This window comes from Pseudoalteromonas sp. SG45-3, from assembly GCF_014164075.1.
Lineage (GTDB): Bacteria > Pseudomonadota > Gammaproteobacteria > Enterobacterales > Alteromonadaceae > Pseudoalteromonas > Pseudoalteromonas distincta.
The window spans coordinates 354,889-361,510 of sequence record NZ_JACJEN010000003.1; the positions used below are offsets into that span (position 1 = coordinate 354,889).

The window sequence follows — 6,622 nt, forward strand, 5'->3', positions numbered from 1 at the left end:
CAATCGCAGATAACACAGGGCTAGGTATAAATTGTGCCCATATAATTAATATTGCTTTGAGAAGCATGACACGAAAAAGTTAAGATTAAATATTTAATAACCGTAAATACTTTGAAGTTATTCTGAAATAGACTAAATTTTAAGTTATATATAAACATATATTTATCAGTTATTTACATTTTACTGACTCTTTAATAAATATACTTATAAAGTTCATTTAACTATATTTTTACAGTTCAATTGGGCGAAATTAGACCTTTTAACTACTACAAAATTAGCTACCTTGATTTAATCTCATTTATGCTTTTACACTGTTAATGTATGTTAATATTGTGTGATATCACATGTGTTACAAAAACAAAGACTGTTTTTGATTTTTTGATTGCGCAGGAGACTTTTGGGTGAAAATATCACAACGTTTGTTTTGGCCATTACTTTTTGTTTGCCCTCTTGTAACGGCCGAGCCGTTTGAAGATGAAGACCTCGACCTTGATGCTTTAATGGGCATGGATGTACAAGCAACTTCTGCGATGAAAAGAGCGCAATCAGCATTTGATACCGCTTCATCTATTTATGTATTAAGTAAAGAACAAATTACTAACTCTGGTGCTACATCAGTACCTGAAGCACTGAAAATGGTGCCTGGTTTAATTGTACGTCAGCTCGATAACAATCAATGGGCTATTTCATCAAGAGGTATTGCCTCTCGATTTTCTAGCAAACTATTGGTTATGATTGACGGACAAAGCTTATATACCCCAAAATTTGCTGCAGTTTATTGGGAAACACTCAACGTTCCTTTGTATGACATTGAACGCATTGAAGTAATACGCGGACAAGGCGGATTACTTTGGGGTAGTAACGCAAATAATGGCGTGATTAATATCATTACTAAAAACAGTATTGATACTCGCGGTGGATACGCAAACGTAACAACTGGTAATCAAATAAATGTTGATGCAAATCTTCGTTACGGTGGTGATATAAGTAACATAGGCAGCTACCGTGTGTATGGTCATGTAAAAGATGCGAATGAATCAAAAAAAGGGATCTTACTCGTACCTAACGATACAACTAAACAAAATTCTTTAGGTTTTCGGGCTGACTTTACCCCTAATGATGAGTGGTCTGCGCTACTTCAGGGGGACGTTACTCACTCAACACTTGGTCAAAACTACCGAGGTGTTATAGATGAAACCAACGAAAACATTTCATTCTCAGATGATTTAAAGCGAACAGACTCACGCATAATGGCGCGCCTTGAAAACAGAGTGTCGCCCGATGCCAATCAAATGCTACAAATTTCTTGGCTGAAACAAAATGGTTCCCAAGATTATATTAAAGAAGATTTTGAATCGATAGATATTGATTATCAAATGAACTTCATATACCAATCTCTACAGCTAGATTGGGGATTAAACTACCGGTATAACTCTATCTCTTTCGCAGAAAGTGTATTTTTAGATAGCGATAAAAACTTTGATAACCTCAAACAGTTTGGTGCACTTGTTCAAGCTCAATACAATGTGACGCCTGATACACTCGATTTTATTATTGGTACTAAGCTTGATCATAACGATTTAACTGGCTGGGAAAATCAACCGTCAGCAAGGCTTATATACAAACCAGTAGATAACCACCTTACTTGGGGTGCTATATCGAGAAGTGTACGTACACCAACATTGATTGAATTTAACGACAACTTTAAAGTTAATGGTACTGAAATTAAAGATCTTACCGGTTTAAGCTCTGGCTTTGGACAAATAGACGACTACCGAATTGCAACCTACCTAAATGGTAACGACAAAGTTAAATCTGAAAACTATCTATCTTATGAATTAGGTTACCGTTTTACTGCTAACGATTGGTCATTGGATATTTCTACTTATTATACCGATGCTAATAACGTAGCGGTTATTGATATGAATACGCATGCTGAACAATTCACACCTATACTTGAATTATTTCTAGCAGGGAGAATCCCAGAAGTATTTCAAGCACTAACAATGACTCGCATAGATTTAGACTTTGCATCTGTAGCAGACACGACCACTAAAGGGTTCGACCTAGTTGTATCATGGCAACCTGTTGATAATCTCAATACTGAGTTTGGTTATAGTTACACCGATTATAACTACGATTTACCTCCTCGAGTAGAGCCCGCAATCGGCTATGACTCTAAAAACAGGCAGTTATTTGCAAAAGCCGATTATTCTTTTTTAACCAACCATAATGTGTTTGCGACATTGCGCGCAATAAACTCAAATGCATATAACACTGATAATTACACAACGTTAGATGTTAGTTGGAATTGGCAAGCAACACCTGTGTGGTCTACTGCAATTTCGGGTAAAAACCTCTTTGCAGGTTCACATATTGAGTACAATAATACGCGCGAAACCTATACATTACCAAACTATATTGATGAATGTATTACATTTACAATTTCAGCAAATTTCTAAGTTAATTAGATGATTAAATTAAGAAGTTTAATTCACAGTAGCTTAATAACGTTGACACTTCTTAGTGCCAGCGTTGGCGCTGTTGAAAAAGAATACATGCTAAAAGCAGGCTTCTTATATAACTTTGCACGTTTTGGACACTGGGATTATCATTTAGAATCTCTTAATGAATTTATTATTTGTAGCCCTGATAAATACTTTATTGATGCGGCTAACAACGCTTTAAAAAGTCGCACTATAAAAAACTTACCTCTATACAATAAATTAATCACTCTGGATGAAGTAACAACCTCGGCGTGTAACATGCTATTTATTACCTCTGATACATTTATCGAATGGCAAAACATAACACCTTTAGAGCTGAAAAACGTTATGCTCATTGGTGAAACAGACACATTTATTGAAAATGGCGGTCATGTCAGGTTTTTTCTTTCCAGTGGTAAAATTCGCTTTGAAATTGCTCCGAAACAGCTTAAAGATGCAGGGATTACTATGAGCTCAAAAGTGCTACGCCTTGCCCGCGTTGTAGATAGGTAGTGCAATGAAAAAACTATTTGCATTAAATACGATGAGCAAAAAATTACTATTTATCTTAATGAGTGTTGCACTTGTATCAACCGCGACAGTAACCATTGTATTTAGTGCTTATGAAATCACTAGCGCTAAAGAGGAACAAATAGAAAGCTTGGGCTCTCTGTCAAAAATGCTTTCACCGAATATAACTACAGCACTTATGTTTGATGATATTGATGCAGTGCAAGAGCTTATAAACCCAATACTTATACGCTCAGATGTTATTAGTATAATGGTAACAAGTGTGACTGGTGAGCAACTTGTTATTGCGCAATCCAAAGATGAAGATATGGAGCAAAGTATTGAAGTAAGTACACCCCTTCAGCTCGATATGCATGATTACGGTATATTAAAAATACGCGCTAACAACAGCTACATTCAAGACAGAATTACTTTTTACTTTAAATTTATAATGATTTTGATGGTATTCACCTTTGCCATCAGCCTAATTTTATCTCTTTTATTAAGGCGTCGCTTTTTAAACCCTATTTTATATTTAGCTCAAACAGCAAATAAAATAACCACATCACATGATTATAGCTTACGCGCTAAACAGCTATCACAAGATGAAGTAGGACAATTAACCTCTTGTTTTAATGTAATGTTATACAACATTGAGCAAAGAGAAAATTCATTAGAAAACCAAGTTAGACTGCGTACTAATGAACTTGAAAATGCGAATATTCAGTTGCAACAATATGCCTACCAAGATGGATTAACCGACTTACCGAACAGGCGTTATTTTTACGAAAAACTACAAAGCTTAGTAAGTATTAAGGAAATGAAGTTCGCCCTTATATTCATAGATTTGGATGGCTTTAAAGAAGTAAACGACAGCCTAGGTCACGACTACGGTGATTTACTCTTACACCAAGTAGCCACAAGACTGCAAAGTTGTATAACGACTAAAGATACAGTCGCACGTTTAGGTGGTGACGAATTTACATTAATTTTAGAAGGTGTAAATAACCCGGATGAAGCATCAAAAATTGCCGAAGCAGTAAAAAGTAGCTTAATGCAGAGCATTAAAGTAAAAAAAGAGACAGTCTATGTTACCGCAAGCATAGGTTTAACATTTTTCCCTGCTGATGGTTTAACAGTAGAAGAGCTCGTTAGACGCGCTGACCAAGCAATGTATTTATCTAAAAATAAAGGGCGGAATCGCTATGAGTTTTTCTCCTATGCTATCGAAGAAAAAGCCACAGAAAAGCGTCGTCTAATAGAGGAGATACGCACTGCAATTGTTAAAAACCAATTTGAATTATTTTACCAACCTATATTTTCAATTGACGGGAAATCAGTACCAAAAGCTGAAGCCTTAATTCGTTGGAACCACCCTGAAAGAGGCCTAATAGGGCCAAATGAATTTATACCAGTTGCTGAAAAAAACGGATTAATAAATGATATCGGCCAATGGGTAAAATCTCAAGCAATTCAAGATACCGTCCAATTCAATGTTTTAAGTGAAAAGACAATTCAAGTCAGTGTAAATACATCACCTCTTGAAATTGACCGCGCTGGTTGCTGGGTGGATGAATGGATTGTAGCAAGTAAAAAGTACCAACTACCCGCAAACACTATTTTAATTGAAGTCACTGAAAATACTTTAATGGATCCCGACTCGTCAATACAACGACAATTAAAACGCTTAAGCACTATTAATATAGATATTGCAATTGACGACTTTGGTGTTGGTTATTCTTCTTTGGCGTATTTACAGCGCTTAGATATAGATATTTTAAAAATAGATCGCTCATTTATCAACGATATAGAATCAAACAATAATAGTATTGCTCTCGTGAAAGCTATTATCACTATGGCTCACAATCTAGACGTAATGGTGGTTGCTGAAGGAGTTGAGACACAAAAACAGTATGACCTATTAAAGCAGCTTGCTTGTGATTATATTCAAGGCTACATTTTTTCAAAGGCAATTACTAAACAAGAGTTTATGGAAAAGTATATAATACCGATCCGCAATAATACTTAATCATTTTACGGGGCTGAACGTGTCGCTACCTGTGTTAAAAAATTCTCATTTAGAACAACTACATAGCTAGTTTTTTGCCTAGCTATCAACACGTTTTTCCATCCTCAAAATAGCTCACTTAATTAAGCGAATTGGTATAAAACAAATAGAAGTGATCTGATTTATGTCTATCGTGCTAGATTTTAGCAAGCCAACACAGAACACTTCTTTACTTTTGCCTTAAAAATCCATGTATTTAAAGCTCAATCCCAAGCTATAACCAGCGAGGGACTAGTTGTTTATACTCTTTATATTGTGCAGAAAAACGATGAGCTAAATGAGCCTCCTCAACTAATGTTTGTCTATATATAGCTGTAAAACCAATAACTAAACAGGTCAAACTAAATATACTAGGTAAGGCTAAAAAGAACCCCACCTGTGCAGCTACAACGCCTAAGTACATCGGATTCCTAGAGTATTCATATAATCCTGATGTTTTAAGTTCATGTGGTCCCTTAGGATCAATTCCTGAACGCCAAAGTGCTGCCATATGAAAATGTACAAACATCGTTAAAATAAAGCCTGCGGTCAATAATACATCGCCAAATAATACGCCTGGCCAGCCATTGAGTATTGGGAATAGCCCAAGATAGCTATCTAACTCAGGTACAAACAATCTAATTACACATACAAACCAAATAGCAGCCCTGAAAAATTTAAAAACCATATGGTTCCACCAACTAGTACAAAATTTATCACCGGGATAAATAACGCCTGATGGTGTATTTCGATTTTTATAAATAATTCTAAATGTATAAAATCCGGCAACAAAAGTATAAAAAATAGCTAAGTAAACTCGGGTAAATTCAACTAGCGATGCAGAGTCATCTACAAATGTTTCATAAGGCATTTAAGTTACAGCTCACAATCATTATTGGTAGTAATTTTAAAACAACTAAGCCAATAGATTTAGTTATAAGATCATGAAATCATATTAGTATTCATTGCCCTCATAAACAAGCTAAGTCTGTGGTTAGTTAACGAGTTATAATCAACTAATCAAACTAATTTATAAATTCTGTTTGATACTTCACCTAAACAACTGCTTACACAAACCGAAAACGTAAATTCGGTAGTTCACAATTTTATTTTTATACCAATTCGCTTAATTAAGTGATCTATTTTTCCGCCCTACTTGATGGTGTTGGTATGAGTGTATATTAATTGCGCACATTTCACTTTTCTGCAGGCGTAAAAAAGCCCGACTATTTCTAGTCGGGCTCTCTACAATTTGAAGCCTGGTAATGTCGTAGTGCCCACAGCGGTGGAGAGTCATGTAGCAAATGCTACTCCATTGGCCGACTGAGTTATTGAGGGGTTTTGTTGTGATTTTAACGTCGGGAGTCGCTACGCCCGACCTACGTGCTAGGTGTTGATGTGAGTGTGTATTAATTGCGCACATTTCACTTTTCTTCAGACGTAAAAAAGCCCGGCTATTTCTAGTCGGGCTCTCTACAATTTGAAGCCTGGTAATGTCCTACTTTCACATAGCAAATGCTACACTATCATCGGCGCTGTTTCGTTTCACTACTGAGTTCGGCATGGAGTCAGGTGGGTC

4 protein-coding genes are annotated in these 6,622 nt (G+C 36.0%); 3 read left to right on the plus strand and 1 reads right to left on the minus strand.

Annotated features, from left to right (window positions below):
* Window positions 1–401: 401 nt before the first annotated feature.
* From H5126_RS06095 to H5126_RS06105, 3 genes are read left to right on the plus strand one after another with little or no spacing between them, the layout of a single operon-like run.
* Window positions 402–2,462, plus strand: coding sequence for a TonB-dependent receptor domain-containing protein (locus tag H5126_RS06095; protein WP_182720003.1), 2,061 nt, complete (start codon window positions 402–404; stop codon window positions 2,460–2,462).
* Between the two features lie 9 nt (window positions 2,463–2,471).
* Complete coding sequence (locus tag H5126_RS06100) at window positions 2,472–2,999, plus strand: YfiR family protein (protein WP_182720004.1); 528 nt, start codon at window positions 2,472–2,474, stop codon at window positions 2,997–2,999.
* 4 nt (window positions 3,000–3,003) lie between these two features.
* Window positions 3,004–5,025 (plus strand): bifunctional diguanylate cyclase/phosphodiesterase, encoded by a 2,022-nt coding sequence (locus H5126_RS06105; RefSeq protein ID WP_182720005.1) that lies wholly within the window; start codon window positions 3,004–3,006, stop codon window positions 5,023–5,025.
* Window positions 5,026–5,278: 253 nt separating this feature from the next.
* Here the strand turns inward: H5126_RS06105 and H5126_RS06110 are convergent, their stop codons facing one another.
* Complete coding sequence (locus tag H5126_RS06110) at window positions 5,279–5,914, minus strand: isoprenylcysteine carboxylmethyltransferase family protein (protein WP_182720006.1); 636 nt, start codon at window positions 5,912–5,914, stop codon at window positions 5,279–5,281.
* Window positions 5,915–6,622 lie beyond the last annotated feature (708 nt).